19 protein-coding genes, 1 tRNA gene and 1 pseudogene are annotated in these 24,271 nt (G+C 60.0%); 10 read left to right on the top strand and 11 right to left on the bottom strand.

Translation table 11 applies throughout. From position 1 onward, the window contains the following. Window position 1: 1 nt before the first annotated feature. Both ATK06_RS10525 and xseA read right to left on the bottom strand, forming a co-directional pair. On the bottom strand, window positions 2-289 hold the full coding sequence (locus ATK06_RS10525) for an exodeoxyribonuclease VII small subunit (RefSeq protein ID WP_098389318.1): 288 nt from the start codon (window positions 287-289) through the stop codon (window positions 2-4). Between the two features lie 33 nt (window positions 290-322). Next, entirely contained in the window at window positions 323-1,564 is a 1,242-nt protein-coding gene (xseA, locus tag ATK06_RS10520) for an exodeoxyribonuclease VII large subunit (RefSeq protein WP_098389317.1), read from the bottom strand. A 197-nt stretch (window positions 1,565-1,761) separates the two neighbouring features. Here xseA and ATK06_RS10515 point away from each other — a divergent pair, with 197 nt between their 5' ends. After that, a complete protein-coding gene (locus ATK06_RS10515; protein WP_048380438.1) occupies window positions 1,762-2,739 on the top strand; it encodes a 4-hydroxy-3-methylbut-2-enyl diphosphate reductase in 978 nt (325 codons plus the stop codon). Window positions 2,740-2,816: 77 nt separating this feature from the next. Here the strand turns inward: ATK06_RS10515 and ATK06_RS10510 are convergent, their stop codons facing one another. From ATK06_RS10510 to ATK06_RS10500, 3 genes are all read right to left on the bottom strand, one after another. Then, on the bottom strand, window positions 2,817-3,734 hold the full coding sequence (locus ATK06_RS10510; RefSeq protein WP_143341419.1) for a DUF6542 domain-containing protein: 918 nt from the start codon (window positions 3,732-3,734) through the stop codon (window positions 2,817-2,819). A 27-nt stretch (window positions 3,735-3,761) separates the two neighbouring features. Further along, complete coding sequence (locus tag ATK06_RS10505) at window positions 3,762-4,823, bottom strand: DNA recombination protein RmuC (protein WP_098389316.1); 1,062 nt, start codon at window positions 4,821-4,823, stop codon at window positions 3,762-3,764. A gap of 92 nt (window positions 4,824-4,915) precedes the next feature. Further along, window positions 4,916-6,352, bottom strand: coding sequence for an AI-2E family transporter (locus ATK06_RS10500; RefSeq protein ID WP_098389315.1), 1,437 nt, complete (start codon window positions 6,350-6,352; stop codon window positions 4,916-4,918). A 75-nt stretch (window positions 6,353-6,427) separates the two neighbouring features. On the opposite strand from ATK06_RS10500, the gene ychF reads away from it, so the two are divergent. After that, complete coding sequence (ychF, locus tag ATK06_RS10495) at window positions 6,428-7,513, top strand: redox-regulated ATPase YchF (protein ID WP_048380442.1); 1,086 nt, start codon at window positions 6,428-6,430, stop codon at window positions 7,511-7,513. 64 nt (window positions 7,514-7,577) lie between these two features. Then, complete coding sequence (locus ATK06_RS10490) at window positions 7,578-8,339, top strand: DUF429 domain-containing protein (RefSeq protein ID WP_048380444.1); 762 nt, start codon at window positions 7,578-7,580, stop codon at window positions 8,337-8,339. 74 nt (window positions 8,340-8,413) lie between these two features. Here the strand turns inward: ATK06_RS10490 and ATK06_RS10485 are convergent, their stop codons facing one another. From ATK06_RS10485 to ATK06_RS10475, 3 genes are read right to left on the bottom strand one after another with little or no spacing between them, the layout of a single operon-like run. Further along, a complete protein-coding gene (locus ATK06_RS10485) occupies window positions 8,414-10,045 on the bottom strand; it encodes a sulfurtransferase TusA family protein (RefSeq protein WP_098389314.1) in 1,632 nt (543 codons plus the stop codon). Between the two features lie 10 nt (window positions 10,046-10,055). After that, window positions 10,056-10,418, bottom strand: a complete 363-nt coding sequence (locus ATK06_RS10480) for a DsrE family protein (protein WP_048380446.1) — start codon at window positions 10,416-10,418, stop codon at window positions 10,056-10,058. Between the two features lies 1 nt (window position 10,419). Beyond that, window positions 10,420-10,695: a sulfurtransferase TusA family protein gene (locus ATK06_RS10475; protein ID WP_048380448.1), complete on the bottom strand. Its 276-nt coding sequence runs from the start codon at window positions 10,693-10,695 to the stop codon at window positions 10,420-10,422. A gap of 187 nt (window positions 10,696-10,882) precedes the next feature. Between ATK06_RS10475 and ATK06_RS10470 the strand changes: the two genes are divergently transcribed. Beyond that, a complete protein-coding gene (locus tag ATK06_RS10470) occupies window positions 10,883-11,794 on the top strand; it encodes a DMT family transporter (RefSeq protein ID WP_098389313.1) in 912 nt (303 codons plus the stop codon). Between the two features lie 10 nt (window positions 11,795-11,804). On the opposite strand, the gene ATK06_RS10465 is transcribed toward ATK06_RS10470, so the two are convergent. After that, a complete protein-coding gene (locus ATK06_RS10465; RefSeq protein ID WP_048380452.1) occupies window positions 11,805-12,827 on the bottom strand; it encodes a YeiH family protein in 1,023 nt (340 codons plus the stop codon). A 262-nt stretch (window positions 12,828-13,089) separates the two neighbouring features. Between ATK06_RS10465 and fdh the strand changes: the two are divergent. The 3 genes and pseudogenes from fdh to nrfD form a co-directional block, all read left to right on the top strand. Beyond that, window positions 13,090-16,308: pseudogene (gene fdh / locus ATK06_RS10455) on the top strand (formate dehydrogenase); the annotation flags it as partial. 141 nt (window positions 16,309-16,449) lie between these two features. Further along, window positions 16,450-17,607 carry a 4Fe-4S dicluster domain-containing protein gene (locus tag ATK06_RS10450; RefSeq protein WP_098389311.1) on the top strand — a complete coding sequence of 386 codons (1,158 nt, stop codon included), beginning with the start codon at window positions 16,450-16,452 and terminating at the stop codon, window positions 17,605-17,607. Further along, complete coding sequence (nrfD, locus tag ATK06_RS10445) at window positions 17,607-18,707, top strand: NrfD/PsrC family molybdoenzyme membrane anchor subunit (RefSeq protein ID WP_048380458.1); 1,101 nt, start codon at window positions 17,607-17,609, stop codon at window positions 18,705-18,707. The genes ATK06_RS10450 and nrfD overlap by 1 nt, the downstream gene beginning before the upstream one ends. Before the next feature lie 71 nt (window positions 18,708-18,778). Here the strand turns inward: nrfD and selD are convergent, their stop codons facing one another. Beyond that, the gene (selD, locus tag ATK06_RS10440) at window positions 18,779-19,783 is read right to left on the bottom strand and encodes a selenide, water dikinase SelD (RefSeq protein ID WP_098389310.1); all 1,005 of its coding nucleotides are present in this window, start codon (window positions 19,781-19,783) and stop codon (window positions 18,779-18,781) included. A 60-nt stretch (window positions 19,784-19,843) separates the two neighbouring features. On the opposite strand from selD, the gene ATK06_RS10435 reads away from it, so the two are divergent. The 3 genes from ATK06_RS10435 to selB all read left to right on the top strand — a co-directional run bounded on the left by ATK06_RS10435 (window position 19,844) and on the right by selB (window position 23,092). Further along, window positions 19,844-19,938 (top strand) — tRNA-Sec (locus ATK06_RS10435). Window positions 19,939-20,026: 88 nt separating this feature from the next. Next, the gene (gene selA, locus ATK06_RS10430; RefSeq protein WP_048380460.1) at window positions 20,027-21,325 is read left to right on the top strand and encodes an L-seryl-tRNA(Sec) selenium transferase; all 1,299 of its coding nucleotides are present in this window, start codon (window positions 20,027-20,029) and stop codon (window positions 21,323-21,325) included. Window positions 21,326-21,334: 9 nt separating this feature from the next. Then, on the top strand, window positions 21,335-23,092 hold the full coding sequence (gene selB / locus ATK06_RS10425; protein ID WP_048380462.1) for a selenocysteine-specific translation elongation factor: 1,758 nt from the start codon (window positions 21,335-21,337) through the stop codon (window positions 23,090-23,092). A 9-nt stretch (window positions 23,093-23,101) separates the two neighbouring features. On the opposite strand, the gene lplB is transcribed toward selB, so the two are convergent. Beyond that, window positions 23,102-24,175 carry a lipoate-protein ligase small subunit gene (lplB, locus tag ATK06_RS10420; protein ID WP_048380671.1) on the bottom strand — a complete coding sequence of 358 codons (1,074 nt, stop codon included), beginning with the start codon at window positions 24,173-24,175 and terminating at the stop codon, window positions 23,102-23,104. Window positions 24,176-24,271: the final 96 nt, after the last annotated feature.

The following is a 24,271-nucleotide window of genomic DNA, read 5'->3' as shown; positions in this document are numbered from 1 at the left end:
TTTACTCACTGTGGGAAGCTTCGCCAGCAGCTTGACCTGAGGCCTGGGCGAGTGCTGTTTCCACTCGCTGAGATGCGCGGTCGAGATGCTGTTCGCAGCGTTTCGCCAGGGCTTCGCCGCGTTCCCAGTAACGCAGAGATTCGTCCAAGCCCATCTGGCCCATTTCCAAAATCTTGACTACTTCGATGAGTTCGTCGCGCGCTTGCTCGTAGCTTAAGTTTTCAGCTGGTGGGAAAGCGTTTTGACCTGCTTCGCCGGTGCCTACGGAGCGGGACTGTGGTTGCGTCATGAAAATTCCTTTTTACGTGTTCTTCGATACGTTTTATTGTGCGGGCTGGGTGCCCATGCCTGCTGCGGTGATGGAGCCGTCGGTGACTCGGATTCGTAGTTGGGATCCAGGCGGGGATTGTTCGATGGAGGTGACCACTTGTGGGTCGCTGCCGTCGCGCGGAATCACTTGAACTACCGCATAGCCACGCGCCAAAGTTGCGGCCGGCCCCAAGGTGGCGACGCGCGCCCGCAGGCTGGTCACCGTGGTGGTCTCGCGTTCCAGTTGATGTGAGATTGTCCGGCGGATCTGGTGGACTTCGTGCTCTAATGCTTCTCGACGTTGCCGGATAGGCAGTAACGGGTCCGCGAGAACGGGCCGGCTACGCAGTTGCTGCAGGCCTTGTGCTTCGCGGCGTACCCAACCCCGCAAAGCCTGGGCTGCCCGGGTACGCGCTTCTGCGATAAGCGCGCGTTCTTGGGCTACGTCGGGGACTACTCGCTTGGCCGCATCTGTCGGCGTGGCGGCGCGGAGGTCAGCAACGTTGTCGAGGACGGGGTTATCTGGTTCATGGCCGATCGCGGAGACCACAGGGGTGGCTGCATCCGCGACTGCGCGTTGTAGCGCCTCCTCAGAGAAGGGGAGGAGGTCTTCGACCGAACCCCCGCCGCGAGCGATGATGATGACATCAACGTCAGGATCCTTATCCAGTTCTTGGAGGGCCGCGATGACTTCGGGAACCGCGTTGACGCCCTGGACCGCAGTGTTGATGACACGGAATTGGACAGCAGGCCAGCGGTCCTGGGCCACGGCGAGGACGTCACGTTCGGCAGCGGACCCGCGCCCGGTAATCAGCCCGATTTTCTGGGGAAGGTACGGCAAACGGCGTTTGCGGGAGGCGTCGAAAAGCCCCTCCGCTGCGAGCTTGGACCGTAACTGCTCAATCTTGGCGAGCAGTTCGCCCACGCCGACGTGACGGATTTCAGTGACCCAGAGGGAAAAAGAGCCACGACCTGCGTAGAAAGCGGGTTTGCCGTGGACGACCACGCGGTCGCCGTCGCGAAGCGGGCTTGGTAGGGAACGCAGCAAGTTCGTGGCACAGGTCAGTTGGACGGAGGCTTCAGCTTCAGGGTCGCGCAGCGTCAAGTAGGAAAGTTTCCAGTTTGGCTTGGCGTTGATTTGGGTCAATTGGCCTTCTACCCAGACGAAGCCCAGCCGCTCAATCCAGCCCTTGACCATGGCGTTGACTTCTCTGACTGGAACGGGAGTTTCAGCCGAGGTCACCTTCTTCGACATTGCTTGGCCCGACCCCCTTTCTCTTCATAGTGCGTGCGTTCCACCATAGAAGTTCTTCGCGCACTTGGCACCCGGCTTGCCTAAAATGCGTGCTCGGCAGACTAAGAGCTGAGACAAGAGCGTTAGCGTTTGTGCGCAAGCAGGTCGCCCGGGGGCCGTGTGGGCATCGGTGGGCATTATTAGATAGTGTGGACCGCATGGCTGAGCAGAAGAAGGTTTTGTTAGCCGCACCACGCGGTTACTGCGCTGGTGTGGATCGTGCAGTAGAAACTGTTGAGCGCGCCCTGGAAAAGTACGGCGCGCCTATTTATGTGCGCAAAGAAATCGTGCACAACCGATATGTGGTGGATACGCTCAGTGAACAGGGAGTCATCTTCGTTGACGAAACTGACGAGGTACCCGAAGGTTCCCACTTGGTATTCTCCGCGCATGGTGTGTCGCCGGCTGTCCGCGAAGGGGCAGCGCAGCGCAACCTACTGACTCTCGACGCCTCCTGCCCGCTGGTTACGAAGGTGCACAATGAGGTCAAGCGTTTTGCCCGCGACGGCTACCAGATTCTGCTTATTGGTCACGAAGGCCACGAAGAAGTTGAAGGCACCGCTGGCGAAGCCCCTGAGGTCACGCACCTTGTCGATGGCATAGAAGGCGTTGCTGCCCTGCCGGATTTCCTTGACGATGAAGAGAAACTGATCTGGCTGTCGCAGACAACTCTTTCCGTGGATGAGACCATGGAAATCCGCAATCTCCTGCACAAGCGTTTCCCACAGCTGGAAGATCCACCTTCAGACGACATCTGCTACGCCACACAGAACCGCCAGGTGGCTGTCAAGGCCATCGCCGAGAAGTGCGAACTGATGATCGTGGTGGGTTCACAAAACTCGTCGAACTCTAAGCGCCTCGTGGAAGTGGCCCTCGACGCCGGCGCAGACGCCTCCTACCTCGTTGACTACGCGCACCAGATCGAGGATTCCTGGTTCGACGGTGTGACTACCGTAGGCGTGACCTCAGGTGCTTCCGTCCCGGAGATCCTGGTCCGCGGAGTTCTCGATGACCTCAAGGCCCGCGGCTACGATTCCGTCGAGGAAGTTACGACCGCCACCGAAAAGATTACGTTCGCGCTGCCACGCGACCTGCGCCCGCCACGCACGAAGAAAGCAGCCGAAGCTCAGGCCTAAGCGGCGGCCCTGCCGCTTTTCGACGGCCACGCGAAAGGTGCCTTACCCCGAATTGGGATAAGGCACCTTTGGTGTTTTTAGTCTTCGCCGTAGAGGTCGCTGTGCAGTCGACGGGAACGCCGGCGCCTACGCTCGGCTTTCTTCTTATTGCGTGCGAGGAGTTCTTCGACGGTGATTTGCCCAGGCGCGCGGTTTGCTTCGTCGTAGGCGCGAGACCTGCGCTGGCGGGGCTTGTCTGGTGCCGATTCTTCCCCGGTGCGCTGTCCTGAAGTAGTAGCGTCGCCGTCAGAGTGAGCGGTGTTGTCGGTGCCCAGGTGCGGGAATTCGCGCGTCTCACCGCGGGCATCGGTGGTGGGCGTGGCGGTGACCTGTTGTTGGGCGCGAGCGCGGCGGCGTTCTGCTGCTCGACGGCGGCGTTCTTCTGGGGTCAGTGTGCGTTCGTCGACAGTCTGCGCAGCCTGGGCTGCCCGAGCGACGCTGCGGGCGCGGGCTGCAGCCTGCTGATTCTCCCTGTCCGCTTGAGACGCTTCCATGCGTGCGCGAGCCTGGACCGCGTTGTGGCGGGAGAGGTTCCGCTGCAAAAGCCAGACGCGCAGCCCGCCGATAACCGCGACACCCAGGCTTACCCAAAACAGAGTGGGGAAGAACTGAATAAACGGGTAGATGGAGGCGAGTATCGACGTCGTGGAAAAGGGCGCCAAGTTCGGAGCTTGTGCGCGTCCGAAGAGCCACGATGCGCCAACTGTGACGACGGCGAACACGGTGGGCACACTGGCAGCGAGGAGGAAAATTCCACGAGCTTGTGTGGATACGGCGACGACAACAGCTGCGACCGCAAAACACACCAAGTACAGGGTGCTTAGTTGCAATGAGTTATAGCTCAGCAGCGCTCCGGTAACGAGTGCTGCGGCGAGTATTGCAATACCAGACCACGCCGGCAATCCCGCATGTCCGGTAAGAGATGCGGTGCGTTGTTGGGTATTGGTATGAGACACGCCTGACATGTTACCTGTCCGGCATGGTTAGTCAGTATCGTCCTGGGAAGCGCGTCGCGGCCTGCTATCGATGGCATCGAGTTGCGTATCGCGTGGGGAGGGGCGCGCGGTGACGCCAAGTTCGGATAATTTGCGGGCAGTGACCATCACGCGGCTATCAATGTTTGCTAGCGCAGAGTTATAGGCGCCCACGGCTTTATCCAGATGGGCGCCAATTTTGTTGAGGTGGTCGGCGAGTGTTCCCAAACGGGTATATAGTTGCGCGCCGAGTCGGTGGATTTCGCGCGCATTGTCGGAAAAGCTTTCTTGGCGCCAGCCCAACGCAACAGTTCGTAGCAGTGCAAAGAGTGTTGAAGGGGTTGCAATTACTACCGATTTTTCCAGGGCATAATCCAAAAGTTCGGAATCAGACTGGAGCGCGGTGTCCAGGAAGGGGTCTGCGGGAACGAACATGACGACGAATTCCGGCGTGGGGTGAAACGCTTCTACGTAATCTTTTGCTGCCAGAGTGTTGACGTGCCGGCGCATGTGGTGCGCGTGCCTGCGCAAGAGTGCGGCGTGTTCTTCTGGATCTTGGTTTTCTAACGCGTCCAAGTACGCGCCGAAGGGGGCTTTTGCGTCGACGACGATGCTGCGCCCACCTGCAAGGCGAATAATCATGTCTGGACGCACGGCATGCCCATTGACGGTGCGCGAGACTTGAGTGTCAAAGTCGCAGTGTTCTTCCATGCCTCCAAGCTCCACTACTCTTTGGAGCTGCACTTCGCCCCAGCGGCCGCGAATATTAGGGCTGCGCAGGGAAGAGACAAGAGCTTCAGTTCTGTCCGACAAGCGCGTCGAAGTACGCGCCATGGAATGAACCGTAGCTTTCAACGCGGCCATATCTTGCGTGCGTTCCTTTTCCAAACCCCGCAACGCACCGGCGAGTTCACCCATGGCTTCATGCAGCGGGGTCATTGTGGCATTGAGCTCTTTCGGGCCAATCGCTGGCGGCTTTTCCGCGGCCTGGGAAGACGAGCGGGCATGAGCAAGCCACCCAATAATCACGCCGCCGAGCAGCCCCACGAGAAGACCAAGCACAATATCCATAACTCCACTGTGGCATACCACCCAGACATGGACAGAGAAAAAGTGGCGGTGTTCGAACATCATTCGAACACCGCCACCGTCTACCGCGCGGTTTAGCGTTTAAACTTCTCCGCTAAGTTCCGGGCTTTAGAGGTGGCCGCGGAACCCGCATTGTGTAAGCTTGCGGATACCGAAAATTCGTCTTCATTGCCGTCAGGCATCGCCTCCGGGTCTTCGATGGGGGCCGGGGCGGCGTTCAGGCCACGAGCTTCACGTTCAGCGGCCGCGTCGTGCTGCACCACAGTACCGATGGCCAAACCAGCGCGGGTGGAGAACGTGATGTCCGAAGTCGTCAGCTCACCAGAGCGCAACCGCAGCATGTCTTGGGCGTACCGCATAGCTACCGCAACCATCGCCGCAACAGGCACCGCCAAGAAAGCGCCGACGATGCCGAAGAGACCTCCGCCCACCGTCACAGACACCAGCACGATTACCGGGTGCAAATCCATCGCCCGCGACTGCAGAATCGGGGAGAGCACGTTACCTTCCAGCTGCTGCACCAGAAGGATCAATGCCAAGGTGATCAGAGCCTTGGTGAAACCAAGCGAGATCAGCGCAATAATCACCGCCAAAGCACCGGCGGTCACGGCACCCACGATTGGGATAAAGCCGGCCATAAACGTAATGACAGCGAGGGCAGACGCCATCGGAACACCGATAAAGTGCAGGCCAATGCCGATGAAGACGGCGTCGACAAGCGAAACAAGAGCCTGCGCCTTAATAAATCCTGACAGCGTGTGCCATGAACGGGTCAACAACTCGGTGGAATGCCAGCCCTGCTTACGCCCCAAAACTCCGCGCAGCCAGCCCAGGAATTTGTGGCCATCTTTGAGGAAGAAGAATGTTAAAACGATGACCACGAACAGGGTAATCGTCAGGGAGGTGACCGTGGAGATGCCGGTGAGCACGCCCGATGCGATTGTCGCGGCTTGGTCTTGGAGCCACGCGGCGGCCTCATTGATCAGGTTGTCCAATTGTTCTGAATCAATGTTGATTGTCGGGCCCTGCAGCCAGAGTCGGACCTGAAGAATGGCCTCGTAAGCCTGCAAGTACAGGACCTGGGACTGGCTAGCAATTTGCGGCACGATGAAATATATGACCGCACCAATAGCGGCAATCAGGGCCAGCATTGATATCAAAGCAGCGAGCGCGCCGGGGACCTTATGCTTACGCATCCAATACGTCGGTGGACCCAGGACGGTACACAAAATGACAGCCAAGATGACCGGCAAGATGCCTGCCCACAGTTTTTTGATAATCCATCCGATGACAATCGCAGTAGCGAAAAGCACCAGCGCGCGGATGCACCAGGAGGCACCATTTTTGAGTGCCTTGTTAACTACGACTGAACGATCTACCTGATCATTTGCCACGGTGACCTCGAGGGGATCATGGGAATCATCCGGGGTCAGGGTTGCGGGTGCAGAGGTGTCGTCGCGTTCCGGGGTAGGTAAAGAAGTGTTCTCCTTGGCGTTCACGGATTCAATCATGCCCCATGAATCAGTGTCGGGGGAACTCAAACCCCCGTGTGGCGTGGCAAGGACTACCGGGTAGGATGGGCAGGCGTGAGTCTTACACTAGGAATCGTCGGCCTACCTAACGTGGGCAAATCAACCCTGTTCAACGCTCTTACCCGCAACGATGTGTTGGCAGCGAATTACCCGTTCGCCACCATCGAACCGAACGTGGGTGTTGTTGAGCTCCCGGATCCCCGCCTGCAGCGCCTGGCGGAAATTTTTGGTTCGGAGAAGATTCTTCCCGCCACGGTTTCTTTCGTAGACATTGCGGGCATCGTCGAAGGTGCTTCCCACGGTGAGGGCATGGGTAACGCCTTCTTGGCAAACATCCGCGACGCGGACGCCATCTGCCAGGTCGTGCGCGCGTTCTCTGATGAGAACGTGGTGCACGTGGCCGGCAAGGTTGACCCGCGTGCCGACCTTTCCGTTATCCAGACGGAGCTGATCCTCGCCGATCTCCAGACCATCGAAAAGGCGCTGCCTCGCCTGGAGAAGGAAGCGAAGAAGGATAAGGAACTGGCTCCGCAGGTTGAGGCTGCAAAGAAGGCCCAGGAAATCCTTGAGGATGACCGCACCCTCTTCGCGGCAAGCAAGAACGGGGAGATTGACCTCTCCCTGGTCCGCGACCTCCACCTCATGACCGCCAAGCCATTCCTCTACGTGTTCAACGCCGACGAAGAGGTGCTCACCGACGAAGCCCGCAAGCAGGAGTTGCGCGACCTTGTCGCTCCCGCCGACGCCGTCTTCCTCGACGCCGCAACCGAGGCAGAGCTGCTGGAACTCGACGACGAGGAGGCAGCCGAGCTGCTCGCTTCCGTCGGCCAGACCGAGCCCGGCTTGCAGACACTCGCTAAGGCTGGCTTTGCGACGCTCGGCCTGCAAACCTACCTCACGGCAGGTCCTAAGGAGTCCCGTGCGTGGACCATCCACCAAGGTGACACCGCACCGCAGGCAGCCGGCGTGATCCACTCTGACTTCGAGCGTGGCTTCATCCGCGCCGAGGTCGTCTCCTTCGAAGACCTCGACGAATGCGGCTCCATCGCCGAAGCGCGGGCCCAGGGCAAATTGCGCCAGGAGGGCAAGGACTACGTCATGCAGGACGGGGACGTCGTCGAGTTCAGGTTTAACGTGTAGCTAATAGGCACTCGATAATGGTGCAGGCGCGCGTGGGCCTGCACCACACCCTAGACTGGGGCGCATGCTTCCTTTCGTCTCTGGGATGTACACCGGCCTCGACCTAGCGGCTGAGTCTACGAAGACTGGTTTGGCTGGAGTCTCGGTCACGGCTTCGGGGAAATTCCGCGTGGAATCGGTCAGTGTGGGGGTCCACGACGCGGCCGTTGTCGAAGCAGCTGGCACAGCAACAAAAGTGGGGGTCGATGTTCCTGTCGGCTGGCCGGGCCCTTTCGTGGAACTTATTACCGCGCATACGTCGGGGAGTGCGCACACCCCACCGAGCAGTGATAAGCAGTGGCGCCGCCAGTTTGTCTACCGGGCCACGGACCTGTGGGCCCAAGAGAACTTCGGGCTGCGTCCGCTGAGCGTGTCCGCGGACCTCATCGCACATCCGGCGCTACGGTGGGTTGCGCTCGAAGCGCAGCTGCGCGAGCGCGCCATCCCGTGTGCGCGTGACGGTTCAGAGAAGATCTGTGAGGTCTACCCAGCTGGTGCACTACAGCAGTGGTCAATTCCGCACCGCGGATATAAAGGAACCTCGGAGAAAGCACGCGAGCAGCGGTCCACAATTATGGCCGCCTTGGAAAAGAAGCTCCACCTCCAGTGGGGCGGTTGTGCACAGCTCCTACGAGAAAATGATGACGCCCTCGATGCCGTCATCGCGGCGCTAGTCGCAGCCCACGTGCACACAGGGCACGCGTATGGTCCACCCGAGCATCTTCACAAAGAAGCCCAGCAAGAAGGGTGGTTGTGGCTGCCGGCAGGAGACGTCGATAAGCAATAAAAAATGGTGTGCGCCCATAAATTCGGGCCCACACCATTTCGCAACCTGCGGTAACCTACCGCATTCGCATTAGATCACTGAATACCGTATTTCTCGCGCAGGATATCGCGGGCCTGAGTAATCAACGTCAGGTCGCGCTCAGCTGCACGAGCGGATTCAATTGGGTTGTCAGCAAATGTGGCAAAACCGCAGTCAGTGTTGAGCAGGACGCGGTCCACGCCGAACATGTCGATGGCAGCTTCGGCGCGTTCCAGAACCTTCTCCACAGTTTCATCCGCGGAGTCCTTCTGATTAATCACGCCGACGCCCACGCGCTGGTCGTCGCGAATGCCCTTCAAGGAGGACAATTCGCCGGCGCGCGGTGTGCACAGTTCCATGAACAACGTGCCCACGTTGACACTGGCAAACAGGGGGACCAGGGGAGCCACGTCACCGGTAAGGGCGGCGGACTCGTCGTTGGTCCAGTTACCACGGCAGGTATGCAGTGCCAGACGCTCCGTGGGGAAGCCTTCGGTGACCTGCTGGATCAGCTTCTGTGCGAAGGCGAGCTCAGAGTCGCGCTCGCCACGCTCACCGAGTGCACCACACATGAACGTGCGGCCACCTGCGCTGGATTCCCCGTAGAGGACCTCGGTGAGAACAGGCTCATCGATTTCCACCAGGGCTGCGCCATGGGCCAGGAGGTCTGCGATCTCCTCCCGCAGCACTCGCACGATGTCTACCGCAAGATCTTCACGGTTGTCGTACGCGCGGTCGGAGATGCACTCCATCCACATGGTGCGAGTCAGGAGGTACGGTCCGGGCAAGCTCATCTTCACGGGCTTGTCCGTGATGGACTGCGCGAAGGTCAGCTCGTGGGTGGTCAGCGGCTTGTTACGGCCCAGCGGCCCGAAGACAGCCGGGTGGCGGACCTCGCCCGCGGGAACATCCAGCGCATCGAGTTCACGGCGGAACTCCTCCGGATCGTCCACATACGGCAGCAAGTCTGTGACCGGGATGAGCTGCGAGTTTTGCAACAGCCCGCCCACGAAGGACGAGTAATTGTCGCGGCGCTGCTCGCCGTCAGAAACGGCGTCGATATCAGCGCGCTCCTGTGCAGCCACAGCCAAACGCACCGCATCGTCGGCGTCTGCTTGGAAGTCCTCATCGGACATGCGCCCCTCCAGGTGGAGGTGCAGCGATTCCAGCAGCCACCGCGGACGCGGCCACGAACCCAGGCTGACCACGGACAACGGCTTCAAAGGCTCAGCAGGTGCAGGCTCTGGCAAGGATTCCGGAATGTACGGTTCCTCCACCTTCTGCGTAATCGGCATCTGTTTCTTCTCAGAACCGTCGGCGCGCCGGGAGACCTTCACGCCAGTCTTCGCCACGGGGAAATCTACGGCGGTAGCCGGAACGGTCGCCTCCGGGTCGGGCTCGGTGGCACCCGGCGCGGAGCCCTCTGCGTCAGGTGCCACGAAAGCGCCCTTAGAGACCAGGAAGCTCCACTGGTCGCCGTCCTTGTATACGTTGACCAGGTCATTTTTGGTCATGCGGCACCAGGACGGCAGGTCGCCTTCCACGGTCGGTTCGGTGGACTTGATTTCCAGCAACTGGCCCGGCTCGAGCGGGTCAATGTGCTGGCGGATCAGGAGCAAAAGGCCGTTGCCACAGTCAAGGTTTCCCCCGTCGAAACTGGTATCGGGGGTATAGGGGTGTTGTGACACGGAGTTCTCCTTAGTAGCCGACAGATGGGGTGCCGTCGGAGAGGAACTCTACGAGCTTTGCGCCGCCGACGATTTCGGCGCCGTCGATAAGCGATTCTTCAATGCCGCGCTTCTTCACACATGGAGCGCAGACATAGAGCTTGCCGCCCGCCTTGACGAAGTTGTCGCGCAGCTCAGCCAGCGGAGCGAAGCCTTCCTCGTGGATGTCGTTGGCGTATTCTTTGTCCGCCAGCCATGCGCCCTCAGTGGAGAGGAAGACCATGGTGTCCTGTGCGGAAGCCAGGGCAGCGTTTGCGACGACGAAACCGACGGTCGCCTGGTCGGTGTTGTCCTTAGCGTGATTGATCACGACGCAGAATTTTCCAGTAGACATATCAAGCACCTTTCGTGTGCGGTAGGAAACGGATGTAATAGTCGTGCCCGTCCCGCAGCATGAGTTCATGGCCAGTTAAACCGCACCACGCGGGGACGTCGATGAACGCGCCGGGATCCCCGGTGACCATCTTGATGATCTGGCCAGGTTGCAGGTTTTCTTCCATCACGCCCTTGAGCTTGAGCAAGAGCTCCCCGCAACTTAACTCGCCGCCGAGCCACTCGTAGTGGAACTTAGGCGGGGTAACTGGTTGCTTATCGACGCCATCGTGGTGCATCTCTATGCCACACACTTTCTAGATTTTCGTGTCAGGACAGGCACCTCAAGAGTGTACCTGCGTACTGAATAAATAAAGCGTCAGATGTGTCTCTGGCTAGGTTTGGCGGGCGTTTGGCATTAAAGTTCAACCACACTGTGTGCGGGTGGTCACATTCCCGCGCTACGGACTGCAGGGAGGTAAGGACATGCTTGCGCTACTAAGTGCTGTGCTCGTGGGGTGGTGTACGCCTGCGCAAACCGCCGTGAATGCGCGCCTGCGTACGTTTGTTGGGCATCCGCTCATGTCCTCGCTGATTTCCTTTGCGGTGGGAACGCTGAGCTTGCTGGTGCTGCACTTCATCCTATTTTCGGCTCTGCTGCCGCCGTTCGGGCAGGCGGCCGGACAGCCGTGGTGGATTTGGACGGGCGGGGTGCTGGGTGTGATCTTCCTGACCGGCAACATCGTGTTATTTCCCAGGCTGGGCGGGGTAGAGACCGTGGTGCTTCCCATCGTTGGGCAGATTGCTGCGGCCATGGTGATCGACCAGTGGGGTGTATTCGGTGCCCAGCAACGATCTTTGTCTGTGTGGCGTGTGCTCGGGGCAGCATTGGTGTGCTTCGGCGTTTTTATCGTTGTGTATAGGCCCGGGCTACAGACCGGCCACGCGCATTCCCAGGGGCTGTGGTTATGGCGGGCGCTTGGTGTGCTGGCCGGGGTGTGTACGGCCACCCAGATGGCCATTAATGGCACGTTGGGCGTGGTGTTGGGGTCGCCGATTTCCGCAGCGCTGGTCTCGTTTTCGGTGGGCACGGTCTTGCTCATCGTGCTGGTTGGGGCCTTGCGCGCGTGGCCTCGCAAGGGCACCACTGGCGAAGGGTCCCGGTGGATGTGGTTCGGCGGAGTCTTGGGTGCTGTCTACGTTGCAGGGGCTGCCGCGCTGGTCCCGATTATTGGAGCCGGGGTCACCGTGGTCGCGGTCCTAGCAGGCAACATGCTGTTGTCTCAGCTTATCGACGCCACCGGGGCCCTGGGCGCGCGCCGTATTCCGGTGGCGGCGCGCCAAATTGTGGGCCTTATTGTGATTGTCCTTGGGGTACTCGCGGTACGTGCCGTGTAGGCGTGGGTGCTTATGCGACCAGTGCTACGCCGATGAGCGCTACTGCACAGATGATGACGGTGGACAGTGCACCGAGTATTACTGGGCGGCCACCGAGTTTGATCAGCGATTTAAAGTGCACGCCCAAGCCGAGTGCGAACATGGCTGTTGCCAGCAAGAACTGTTGGAGGAAATGAGCCACGCCCATGACGGATTCGGGCACCCAGCCGGTGGTTGCGATGAGCATCATTGCGATGAAACCGACGACGAACAAGGGCAGCAGTGGTGGACGGGAGTCTTCTGCGGGGCCTTTCTTTTGTGTCGCGGACAGGCTCATGATGACTGGGGCGAGACAGGCGACGCGGGCCAGTTTGACCGTGATCGCGGTGGTCAACAGTGCTCCGCCGCCGGCGATGCCGCCGGTTGCCACAACTTGGGCTACCTCATGCGTAGAGCCGCCGATGAAGATGCCGGCACCGGTGTCACCTAAGCCAAAGACGTTAATAATGAGGAGCCCGCTGGGAATCATAAGTGTGCCAAAAAGCACCACGAGCGCCACAGCTGCGGCGACCTTTTCTTGCGTCGCGCGCACCACGCCTTGTGCGCCTGCTACAGCCGCGGCGCCACAGATGGAAAAGCCTGCGGCGATAAGCGTGGTCAGTTCGTGGTCGACCTTGAGCGCTTTACCTAAGGCGATAGTGGAAACGAAGGTGATGGCCACGCATGCGATAACGGTGATAAGCACGCCCCAGCCAAGGCCTAGGATCTCGCCCAAGGAGACCTGCAGGCCAAGCAGGACTACGCCCCAGCGCAGTACGGATTTTGCAGCGACCCCAATGCCTTTGTCGAAGGCCACCGGAATGTTGATGGTGTTGCGCGCAACGACGCCGAGAATGATCGCTACGAGCATCGCCGAGAGGTTCGGAACAAGCTTCGATAGCCCAATGCACACTAATCCGATGACCGCGCAGACGATGAGTCCGGGCCAGACGGAATGGTGGTGCGTCGAGGAGGAAGTTGTGGAGGAGGTTGCGGCCGAAGAGGACCGGGGCATATGTGCTCCTTGCAGCTTTAAGTACTGAGAAAAATATTCGCGCCACAGGGTCATGGCGAGGTTCACGGTGAATATAATAACCTTGTGGCAGCCACAATATTTGCTTGTTACCCCACAGGGGGCCGACTCCACTTTTGGGTAAGTGCACGTTCGTACCTTAGGTGACGTGTCATGCATGTAAAAGAAAGTGCACCTCAAGCCAAGGTTTAGGGAAGTGCAGGGTAATTGGCAGTTATCTGAAACGGGGGTTAAAGTAGCACGTATGTCCCGTATTAATTTCCTCGATTGGCCGGTTATCCGGCAGCTTCGTGGCGCCGACCCGTTCGCGCGTGGCGAAAGCACTCAATCGCACAAGTCGAAGGAGCTGAAGCCGCGTATTGCGGACGCTGATCGCGTCGTGCAGTCGGTATGCCCTTTCTGTGCGGTTGGATGTGGCCAGCGCGTGTACGTCAAGGACGAGAAAGTTATCCAGGTCGAAGGTGACCCGGATTCCCCAATTTCTCGCGGACGTCTCTGCCCTAAAGGTTCCGCATCTGAGCAGTTGATCAACTCCTCAACGCGTGTCACGGATGTCCTATACCGTGCACCGCGTTCGCGTGAGTGGGTCAAGCTGGACCGCGAAACCGCCACTGACATGATTGCGGATCGCTTCGTTGAAGCGCGTCGCAACCACTGGCAGGACGTTAACGCAAAGGGTCAGCGAGTGTCGCGCACCATGGGTATTGCAGCCCTGGGTGGTGCGACGCTGGATAATGAGGAGAATTACCTCATTAAGAAGCTGTTCACTGCTGCTGGCGCGGTCCAAATCGAGAACCAGGCTCGTATTTGACACTCCGCTACAGTTCCCGGTCTGGGAACTTCGTTTGGCCGCGGTGGCGCGACCCAGCCACTGCAGGATATGGCGAATGCTGATTGCATTGTCATTCAAGGGTCGAACATGGCTGAAGCACACCCGGTTGGTTTCCAATGGGTGATTGAGGCCAAGAAGCGTGGCGCAAAGGTAATCCACATTGACCCACGTTTCTCCCGTACCTCCGCACAGGCGGACAAGCACATTCCAATTCGTGCTGGCTCGGACGTTGTACTCCTTGGTGCGCTGATTAAGTACATCTTGGACAACGACCTGTGGTTCCACGATTACGTGCTTGCGTACACCAACGCTGCGTCAATCATCTCCGATGATTACGTCGACACCGAAGACCTTGACGGTCTGTTCTCCGGCTACGACCCGGAGACCGGTAAGTATGACAATGCGTCGTGGCAGTACGCGCAGAAGGATCCGGAGAACGCTGCGGAAGGCGTTGAAGGTTGGGCTGGTCACTGGACCAACAAGACCGACGAAACCTTGCAGCATCCGAACACGGTCTTCCAGATTCTGTAGCGCCACTACCAGCGCTACACACCTGAGATGGTGGAGAAGGTCTGCGGCATTTCCGCAGAGGAGTTCGAGTGGTTTGCCAAGACCGTCACGGAGAATTCCGGGCGCGAGCGCACCACCTGCTTCGCGTACGCCGTGGGCTGGACCCAGCACTCGTTGGGTGCGCAGTTCATCCGTACGGGCACCATTGTCCAGTTGTTGTTGGGTAACGTTGGCCGTCCTGGCTCGGGCATCATGGCTCTTCGTGGTCACGCCTCGATTCAGGGTTCCACGGATATTCCGACGCTGTTCCACCTGCTGCCGGGCTACTTGCCGATGCCAACCGTCGCGGAGGACACTCTCGACGATTGGAAGAAAGCCTGTGGCGATCCCACCCAGAAGGGCTTCTGGGCAAACGGCGGTAAGTATGGCGTGTCCTTGTTGAAGGCATACTTCGGTGAGAACGCGACGAAGGAGAACAACTTCGGTTACGACTGGCTACCGCGCCTTGATGGTCCTTTGGGCACCTATCAGACCGCGATGGCCATGATGCGTGATGAGGTCGATGGTTACTTCGTCTTCGGCCAGAACCCGGTTGTCGGTTCCGCGCACGGTCGCATGCAGCGCAAGGCGCTCAGCCACCTCAAGTGGATGGTCGTCCGCGATATGCAGATGATCGAAACGGCTACGTTCTGGAAGGATTCCCCAGAGATTGAAACCGGTGAACTGTCACCGGAGGATATCGACACGGAAGTCTTCTTCATGCCATGTGCAAACCATGTGGAAAAGGAAGGCACCTTCACCCAGACGCAGCGCATGGTGCAGTGGCGTTACAAGGCCCTGAACCCACCGGGTGATTCGGAAGCCGAGCTGGAGTTCTTCTACAAGCTTGGTGTGAAGATTCGCGAGCGCATCGCCAACTCGGATGATCCACGCGATATTCCGCTCAAGATGATGACCTGGGATTACCAGTTGGACGGCCACGGCAACCCGATTGCCGAGGACGTGCTCAAGGAAATTAACGGCTATCACCTCGAAGGCGATAAGAAGGGCGAGCTGCTCAGCAACTTCAACGAGATGTCTGACGACGGCTCCACCTCCGGCGGTTGCTGGATCTACACCGGTGTCTACGCTGGCGGTATTAACCAGGCGAAGAATAAGGTGTCGCGCTTCGAGCAGGATCCGACTTACTCCGGTAAGTGGGGTTGGGTCTGGCCGGCTAACCGCCTGGTGCTGTACAACCGTGCCTCGGCGGACCCTGACGGCAAACCGTGGTCTGAGAAGAAGAAGTTGATCTACTGGGATGCTGAAAAGCGCCAGTGGGTTGGCCCTGACGTTCCAGACTTCCCAGTCGGACTTGCCCCGGATCACCGTCCGGAGCAGGGTGCGGTTGGCCCTGCTGCGCTGTCGGGTACGGACGCGTTCATCATGCAGGCAGACGGCAAGGGCTGGCTCTTCGCGCCAAGTGGTACCAAGGATGGTCCGCTTCCGACGCACTACGAGCCACAGGAATCGCCGTCGCCGAACCTGATGTACACGCAGCAGAAGTCGCCGACACGTGTGGTCTTCCGCCGCGAAGACAACCTCTCGGCGCCGTCGTTCGGCGAGAAGGGTTCGGAGATTTATCCGTTCATCTTCACCACCTACCGTCTGACGGAACACCACACCGCTGGTGGTATGAGTCGCTTCCTGCCGTACCTGTCTGAGCTGCAGCCGGAGATGTTCTGCGAAGTGTCGCCAGAACTTGCCGAACTGCGTGGATTGGAAAACGGTGGTTGGGCAACGCTGATTTCGCCGCGTGCGGTGATTGAGGCTCGCGTCCTGGTGACAGAGCGTATGACCACGCTCAAGATCAATGGCCGCGATTTCTACCAGATCGGTTTGCCGTATCACTGGGGCCAGGGCGATGAAGCCGTGGTCAAGGGTGATGCTGCGAACGACCTCTTGGGCCTCACACTGGATCCGAACGTCCAGATCCAGGAATCCAAGATTGGTGCTGTAGACATCCGCCCGGGACGCCGCCCACGTGGCCAGGCCAACATCGAGCTGCTGGAGCTCTACCAGCGTCGAGCTGGCTTGACGACGGACACCGGTAACACCTTGTTGTCAGCCCCGGAAGAAAAACCGGAACCCGATGATTACGGTGAACTCCACGGAGAATCCGGTGGTGTAAACCCGGCGCTTGCTGAGGAAGTCGAAGAAGACGTGGAACGTCTCGAAGAAGCGCACGAGCGCGAAGCTGAAGAGAAGAAGGAGGAGAAGTAAATGGCAAGCAACCTCAACCGCTTGGTCGAGCGTAATGCTGCGGTCTCCTACGACACGACAGAGTCGCGCAAGGGCTTCTTCACTGATACGTCCATTTGTATTGGCTGTAAAGCCTGCGAGGTGGCGTGTAAGGAATGGAACCGGAACCCAGTCGATGGGGATTACGAGCTCTTGGGTTCGTCCTTCGACAACACCGGTTCCTTGGGCGCGGATACGTGGCGTCACGTGGCTTTCATCGAACAGGATGAAGACCGCATCGAGAAGGCAAAGCAATCCGGCCGGAAGCTGATTTCGTTGGGTATGCCGACGATTTCCACCGTCGATAAGCAGCCTGAAGACCTCTCGAACGTGGACACCACGCCGCCAAACACGCCGGACTTCCGTTGGCTCATGTCCTCGGACGTGTGCAAGCACTGCACCCACGCCGGTTGCCTGGACGTGTGCCCGACGGGCGCGCTGTTCCGTACAGAGTTCGGCACTGTGGTGGTGCAGGACGACGTGTGCAACGGCTGCGGTACCTGCGTGGCGGGCTGCCCGTTCGGCGTGATTGAACGCCGCGACGACGGTGGCGTGTCCATCCAGACCGACCACGATGCGGCGCCGCACGTGAACCAGCAGGAGCCCTCGCAGCAGCGCGAACCTTCGCACCTGGATATGCCAGAACCGACCAAGGGTGGCATTGTCGGTGGTCTGACCACGCTTGGGCGTCGACTGTTCGGCGACTTGCGTGAGACGGCACCAGACTTCACCCCGGGCGTGCAACCGCCGAAGAAAAACGTCGGCGTGGCCCAGAAGTGCACGCTGTGCTACGACCGCCTCAAGGTCGGGGAGACCCCAGCGTGTGCCAAGGCCTGCCCAACGACCTCAATCAAGTTCGGCGACCACGATGATCTGCTCCAGCAGGCCCGCGAACGCGTCCGCCAGCTGCATGCGCAGGGAATGACCGAAGCCCGCCTCTACGGTGCTAACAGTGCCGACGGCGTAGGCGGTACCGGCTCTATCTTCTTGCTTCTCGACGAACCCGAAGTCTACGGCCTGCCGCCAGATCCCGTCGTTCCCACCGAAAACATGCCGAACACTTGGGCGCGTGCAGCGCTCGGCGCGGCCGGCATGATGGGTGCCGCAGCAGCAATGTTCATGCTCGGAGGAGAGAAATAGTGAGCTCATTCGACTACGACTTCGACGAAGCCCGCCCACCAGAGCGCAAGCGCTACTTCGGCGGTAAGAAGAAGAAAAAGAAGAAGAAAGCCAACGTATCCGGCGACGGCGGCCAGGAAATGATGATGGTTCCCGACGCGGAGTTCGACTCCTACTACGGGCGATCCATCGTCAAGCCACCACCGTGGGAATGGCCGATTGCCGGCTACCTTTTCCTGGGTGGTGTCGCGGGTGGCTCCGCGATTCTGGCCGAAGGTGGACGCCGTACGGGGCGCCCGCGTCTGCGTCGTAACGGACGCATCCTGTCGCTTGCTACCGTCGGCTTGGGATCGTTGTTCCTCGTGGAGGACTTGGGACGGCCCTCGCGCTTCCTGAACATGATGCGCGTGGTCAAGCTATCGTCCCCGATGTCGCTGGGCTCGTGGATTCTGGCCAGCTTCGCAACGTCGCTGGCCATGCCGGCGCTCACGGAGCTGGACAAGATCACCTACCGCAAGTTCCCGCTACCCAAGTTCGTCCGCAGGTTCATTCACTGGTCTGCAAAGCCGGCCGGAACCGTGGCTGCGGGCCTCGGTGGCCTGCTGGCAACCTACACCAGCGTGCTGCTGGGTGGTACCTCGAACCCGGCGTGGAGTGGCGCTCGTAAGTACCTGCCATTCCTGTTCGCAAGCTCGGCATCCTTGGCCGCGGGCGGCGCGACAATGCTGGTGACTCCCGTTAGTGAAGCAGGGCCTGCGCGCAAGTTCGCGTTAGCCGGTGCTGCGGGTGACATTCTTGTGACCAAGCTGATGGACAAGGGCATGCACCCAGTAGAAAATGAGCCGTACCACACCGGCAAACCTGGCCAGTGGATGCACTGGGCAGAAATCCTGGTGATTACCGGAGCGCTCAGCACCGCGACCATCGGCCGGAACCAGGTCGGTGCCGCTGTCTCTGGAGCGATGCTCATGACCGCCTCCGCGTTAACCCGCTTCGGCGTGGTGTACGCGGGCTTGGAGTCCACGAAGGACCCCAAGTACGTGGTTGAGCCACAGCGTGATCGTCTGAAAGCTCGCCAAGAGCAGGGAATCACAGGTGATTCCATCACCACCGCGTTCTAGAACAAGGATGTAGAACGGATGGAGGCCCCGGAAGAATTTCTTCCGGGGCCTCAGCCTTGTTGCGGGCGGGATTACTTAATCGCGATTGTTGTCTCGCCCTGGGCTTCCACAGTTTCCCCGATGATCGGGTAGCCGGGAACCTCGCCAATGACCAGTAGGCCACCGGAGGTTTGGGCGTCGGCAAGCAGAATCAAGTCATGCTCATCCAAGCTATCCGCGGCCTCGATGTGCGGACGGACCCAATCCAAGTTAGAGCGGCTGCCACCTGGAATGAAGCCCTCGTCCAGGGACTCACGTGCACCCTCAAGGACGGGTACTGCTGAAGAATCCAGCACCGCAGATACGCCGGAGGCGCGCATCATCTTGTGCAAGTGGCCGAGCAGACCGAAGCCGGTGACATCGGTGGCCGCTGTGACGCCGGCGGTGAGCGCTGCCTGGGAAGCGTCACGGTTCAGGGTGGTCATGGATTCGATGGCGTTCTCGAATACGTGGCCGGTCTTCTTGTGGCGATTATTGAGGATGCCCACACCAATCGGCTTAGTCAGGGTGATGGGCAGGCCGGCCTCGGCGACGTCGTTACGCATCAGACGATTCGGGTCAGCTAAACCGGTCGCGGCCTGGCCATAGAACGGCTCGGGCGCCTTGATGGAGTGGCCGCCGGTCACCGCAATGTTGGCCGCGGTGGCCACATCCATTCCGCCGCGGAGGACTTCGCGCAGAATCTCCAGCGGGAGGGTGTCTTGCGGCCAGCCCACAATGTTGATCGTGGTGATGGGGGTGCCGCCCATGGCGTAAATGTCGGACAGTGCGTTAGTCGCGGCGATGCGGCCCCAGTCATACGGGTCGTTGACCACGGGGGTAAAGAAGTCTGTTGTGGAGATGACGGCCTGATTGTCGTTGATGCGGATAGCGGCGGCGTCGTCGCCGTCGTCAAGCCCTACAAGAACATTCGGATCGTGCACCCCGACCAAGTCTTTGACTACGTCTTCGAGCTGTCCCGGCGGGATTTTGCAGGCGCAGCCGCCGCCGGCAGCGAAGCTAGTCAATGCAATGTTGTCTAGGTTTACATCAGTCATGCGCCCCAGTGTAGGGACCAGCGTCAAGGGATGCTTAAGGCCCTTGGTAGTATGGCCGACGGAGGCGTACGTGTCCTGGTGGGCACCCTGGTCTTCAAAACCAGTGAAGTTGAGAATCTCGGCTTGGCGGGTTCGATTCCCGTCCGTCTCCGCCAAATTCTTTGGGGGCTATTACTGTGGGGGAGAATAGTGCAGCGTACCCGTGCTGCACTGACAATCACCGTATGAAGAGGTAATTCCCGCATGCCTGAGGATCCCCGGCGCAGAATCCCACGTACCGACACTTTGCTCGACCACCCGGAAATCCGGGCCCTCGATGCAGAACCCGCAGTGGTGAAATCTGTCATAGCAGCGCAGCAGGCTCGTGCGCGCGCCTTAGACATCACCCCAGAAGAAGTCCTGCCGAACGTGCTCGCGGAACTGCGCAGTCCCGGTTCACTGACACCGGTCCTCAACGCCACTGGCGTGGTTGTGCACACGAACCTGGGCCGGGCGCCGCTCTCTCCGGCAGCCGTGGAGGCTATGGCTCAGGCATCAGGCTACGTGGACGTGGAGCTGGACCTGAAGACGGGCCAGCGCTCTTCCTCCCGAGGGCGGGGCACTACCGAAGCGTTGCTGCGCGCGACCCCGGCTGCGGAAGATGCGCTGGTGGTGAATAACGGGGCAGCGGGCCTGCTCTTAACGACGGCCGCCCTCTGCGGCAACGGCGAAACTATCATTTCACGCGGCGAGTTGGTCGAGATCGGGGCTGGTTTCCGCCTCCCCGAACTCATAGAAAGTACTGCTGTGCGTCTCCACGAGATTGGCGCGACGAACCGCACGCACGCGTCCGACTACCGCGTGGCCACGCAGCGCCCAGATGCTAGAGCCATACTCAAAGTGCATCCCTCGAATTTCCGGGTCGAAGGTTTCACCGCAAGCGTGGATGTTCCTACGCTGCGGGAAATCGCTGACGAGCACGGTTTGTACCTCATCGTAGACCTAGGATCTGGCCTGCTCACCCACGACGAAGTAATCCCTACCGAGCCCGATATCCATGAGGCTTTGGAACAAGGCGCGGATGTGGTGATCGCCTCGGGCGACAAGCTGCTGGGCGGGCCTCAAGCCGGAATCCTTTTAGGGCGCAAGGATGTCATTGCAAAACTGAAGAAGCACCCGCTGCACCGGGCAGTGCGATACGACAAGATCCGCCATGCCGGACTGGAGGCCACGGTGCGGCACCGCACCCCCGTTCAGGAATATTTGCACGCGGATGCGGATTCACTTCGCACGCGTGCAGAGGCTATCGCAGCTGAGGTCGGCGCCACGGTAGTGCCTCACGATGGTCGCGTCGGCGGTGGGGGCGCCCCCGGTGTGGCCCTGCCCGGGTGGGCTGTACAACTCCCCGAAGGATGCGCGCCGTACCTGCGTGAACAGCAGGTTTTACCACGCACACACGATGGAATATGCCTGGTGGACCTGCGATGCATCCCGGTTGAACAGGACGTGGTCGTCGCCCAGCGCATCGCCACGGCACTTCAGCGCATGCAACAAGAAAGGTAAGAGCAGCTCGTGTACGTAGTAGCCACAGCCGGTCACGTCGACCATGGCAAGTCCACCCTCGTCCAAGCACTGACCGGCCGTGACCCCGACCGGTGGGCGGAAGAAAAAGATCGCGGCCTAACCATTGATCTTGGTTTCGTGTGGGTGGACCTGCCCGGCGGTAAGAACGTGGCATTTGTCGACGTCCCAGGCCACGAGAAATTCTTAGGCAATATGCTCGCCGGTATCGGCCCGGTGCCGGTGGTCATGTTCGTCGTGGCCGCCGACCAGGGGTGGCAGCAGCAGTCCACAGACCATCTGGACGCTTTGCATGCGTTAGGCATCACGCACGGATTGGTCGCGTTAACCCGTGCAGACAAAGCGACCCCGGAACAGATCAACGAGGTAACAGCCGATATTCAAACCCGTCTTGCTCAGACCGGGCTGGCGGGTGCGCCAATTGTTCCCGTATCCGCGATTGCTGGCACCGGCATGGAGGACCTGAAAAATGTCCTCGACCAGGTGCTTACGCGGAGTCCGCAGCCGGATCCGGAGGCACCCGTGCGCATGTGGCTGGACCGGTCGTTCGTAATCAAGGGGGCGGGCACCGTGGTGACGGGGACGCTCGCCGCAGGCACCATCGCAGAAGGACAGACCCTGCAACTCGCGGGGAAAAGGATTTCCCGCACTATCACGGTGCGTGGCCTGCAATCCGAGGAGGTTGCTGAAGGACGCATCGGCCCGATCAACCGCGTTGCCGTCAACATTCGAGGAGTCGATGCAGACGTGGTCCACCGCGGCGACCAGCTGCTGACCCCCGGCGCGTGGTGGCTGACTGACAGCATTGACGTACGCCGGCTCACCGGGCAGGGCCTTTCAGACATCCCGCGTGAGGTCGCAGCGCACATCGGCACAGTAGAGGTCAACGCTAGTGTCCGCAAGCTTGACGACGACCACGTCCGGCTCACCTTACCCCGAAAAATGGCACTTACCCGCCACGGCCGTTTGGTCCTGCGTGCGCCTGGCGACCACGCGGTATTCGCCGGTGTAGAAATCTTGGACGTGGATCCGGAGCCGCTTCAGGGCAGGGGGTCTTCTGCACGCCACGCGGAGTTCCTCCGGGGGCTGACCGCTCGGACCAAGCTGGGGCAACGTCGCGTCATGCGTGTCGCAGATGCGCGCGCCCAAGGCTGGGACCTCGCAGGACTTTCGACGGTAGGGGCGTGGGTCGTAGCTGACGATGCCGTGGACACCTGGGCTACGCAACTGAAAAGTGCCGTCGCACAGTCTGATCCGCTGCACCCCGGTATTACCCGTGGCGCTGCGCTGAGTGCTCTCGGGTTGCCCGCCGAGGAGCTTTTAGACGTGGTTATTGAAAAGACAGGCTTGAGTGAAAGCGAGGGCCGCGTCGTCGATGCCGCGCACAAGGTTGACCTCGGGGCTGCTGAAGAAGGCATCGCTACCATCGAGGAATGGTTGGACAGCGAACCGTTCCGCGCCCCCGAAGCGGACGAAATCCGTGACCTGAAACTCAACCCCAAACAACTGGCAGCCGCAGAAAAGGCCGGTCGTATCATCCGGCTCGGTGCTGACCGCGACATCATCCTGCTCCCCAGCGCCCCACGCCTTGCCGCAACAACACTGGCCGGCCTGGAGCAGCCGTTTAGCGTGTCCCAGGCGCGTAAGGCCTTGGACACGTCCCGGCGTATCGCAATTCCGCTGCTGGAATATATGGATGAGCACAAGCTCACCCGCCGTGGCGACGGCGGGCAGCGCACTGTCCTCTAAAACCCTGGATTAGGGGATGCGGTGGGTCCACTCGTCGGTGGCGAATTTGTCGTCGACAAGTGTGCGTGCCGCCTCGAGATTCGCTTCGGTGAGTTCGCCCAAGTGCGATGGGTAGCGTGACATGAACGTGTCCGAAAGCCTCTGGATGACCTGCTCGCGGGGCACACCGGTCTGCCGGCGCAAGGGGTCCACGCGTTTCTTCGCCGAACGTAGGCCCTTGTCGGCGACCTTCACCTTGCCGATGCGCAGAACTTCCATCATCTTGTCGGCATCAATGTTGTAGCTCATCGTCGTGTGATGCAGTACCGCACCCGGAATGCGCTTTTGTGCAGCGCCGCCGATTTTGCCACCGTCGGAGGTGATGTCGTTGATCGGTACGTACCACGCGTTCACACCCAGCGAATGTAAACCGGCTAGCACCCAGGCATCCAGGTACTGGTAGGAATCCTCGTAGGATAGGCCAGCAACTACGTCTTCGGGAACGTACATCGAGTACGTCACGCAGTTACCACCTTCCATGAACATGGCGCCGCCGCCAGAAATGCGCCGTACCGGGGTAATGCCGTGCTTATCCACGCCTTCCTGATCGATTTCATTGCGGTAGGACTGGTAGGAACCGAACACAACAGCCTTGTCTTCCCATTCCCAGAACCGCAGGATGGGGCCACGTCGGCCGGCCGCCACTTCCTCGAGCAAGTACTGGTCGAGGGCAACGTTCACCGGAGTCGGCAGGTTACCGGGGTGGAGGATTTCCCATTCGTAGTCGGTGATGTCCTTGGCGTCGGCAAGCGCGCGCCGGGTGACTACCGCGACGTCGCGCGTGCTGAAGCCGTGAAGGGAGACCTCGCCTTCGACGCGGGCTAGTGCGGCGTCGACCCGGCTTTGTAATTCTGCAGTGTGTTCGCTGATCGGTGCGCCGAGGAGCGCATTATTGATGGCGTCGTAGGCTTCCTCCGGTTCGAGGAAGAAGTCGCCGGAAATTGTGGCGGACGTGATCACCTGGCCATCATCTTCAATATTGGCCACGAGCAGCTTGCCGCCGGGGACTTTGATGGAAAATTGGTGGGTATTCGTGGGACTCATGCCCGCCACTATAACGATGAATTTTAGTTTGGCTACCGTACTTCTTAGGTTTGCCTACATACCGGCAGCGTGCTGGGCGCCGTATTCTTAGCGGAG

It is taken from the genome of Corynebacterium renale (assembly GCF_002563965.1).
Lineage (GTDB): Bacteria > Actinomycetota > Actinomycetes > Mycobacteriales > Mycobacteriaceae > Corynebacterium > Corynebacterium renale.
This window is presented reverse-complemented; position numbering and strand designations above follow the sequence as displayed.